Here is a 1,276-nt window from a genome sequence, read left to right on the forward strand (position 1 = left end):
CAAGGTTGCTCATAATTGTATTTGATTGATAGTCAATGCAATATACTAATTTTTAGTAACTTAGGCAACCTTTTTTATAATGCACTACGGGTAATGTTATTATCCGGTTTTGGTTTATTGATTGATTCTTCAAAAGCTCCAAGTTTCTTTATGACGCTAGTCCAAAGTAATTTATTTAACGCAGCAGCTGAAAGATTTGCATTGCCTGCTTTTAAAGCGGCGTATAATCCTTCATCTAATAATGGATTAGGAGAAGTTAAATCGAAACGATTCAAAATATCTTCTATATAATAATCATCTTTAAATAATTTTGGATAACCTTGAATACTATATCCGGTCATATTATAAATTCCTGGATAATAAGCACTCTGTGTCCAAAAAGTTCCAGCATTGAAGACTGCCTTTGAATTATTACTATAAATTGTTGTTGATCTTCCTGATGGTGGACCGACATTCATTATATTGCTATAGTCATACAAAAATGAACTTCCTATCACTCCAATTCTTATTGCATCTGCATTTTCTTGTCTCCATATTCCTGTCCATCCTTTGTACTGATGCTTAACCTTAACACCAAGATTATAAACTAAAAGATAATCATAGTTGTAAGCTTTAGTTTTTACTCTGTACCTGCTCTCATACTGATCCTTACAGATATCACTGTTTCCAAAAAGATTAAAAACGCCATCGAACAAACCATTTGTTGGAGCGCAATTTTGCAAACTATTTATAAAATTTGACATCTGAACATTTGGATCAGTAACGGGAGGATTGCTTGGACCAGGTCCTCCACCATACCCACCAGAATCTGGGTCATTTGGTAATATTCTTGCATTATAATAATTAACCCGTAGTGCATTATAAAAAAGGTTATTCATAATACGAAAAATTCGTATATTGTATTGACTACCAATCAAATACATAATGAATAACCTAGATGCAATTTACAATTTTATTTTAAATGAATTAAAGAAATTGATCTCAGATGAGAACTTTTATTTCAAGCCCATAAAACCAAAACTATCTGATTTAGAGATTATTGCTCTTAATATTTCTGCAGAATATTTATCTATAGACTCAGAATATCAACTATTTAGACATCTGTCAAATTCAAAATTAAACGGAATGATCGAAAGAAGCGTTTACAATCGTAGAAAAAGGAAGCTATTTCCGCATTTGGAAAGGATTCGAAAGCTTATGGTTTTTCGGTTTAATGAGATTGAAAACATTTTTATTGTTGACTCTATGCCTTTGGAAATTTGTAAAAATGCAAGAG

The 1,276-nt window shown here is 31.6% G+C and carries 1 protein-coding gene and 1 pseudogene; one reads left to right on the plus strand and one right to left on the minus strand.

The window, feature by feature from the left end:
* Positions 1 to 74: 74 nt before the first annotated feature.
* Positions 75 to 878 (minus strand): hypothetical protein, encoded by an 804-nt coding sequence (locus F564_RS0117755; protein WP_028123749.1) that lies wholly within the window; start codon positions 876 to 878, stop codon positions 75 to 77.
* A gap of 46 nt (positions 879 to 924) precedes the next feature.
* On the opposite strand from F564_RS0117755, the pseudogene F564_RS0117760 reads away from it, so the two are divergent.
* A pseudogene (locus F564_RS0117760) lies at positions 925 to 1,276 on the plus strand (IS982 family transposase); the annotation flags it as partial.

This window comes from Epilithonimonas tenax DSM 16811 (assembly GCF_000428485.1).
In the GTDB taxonomy this organism is placed as follows: domain Bacteria; phylum Bacteroidota; class Bacteroidia; order Flavobacteriales; family Weeksellaceae; genus Epilithonimonas; species Epilithonimonas tenax.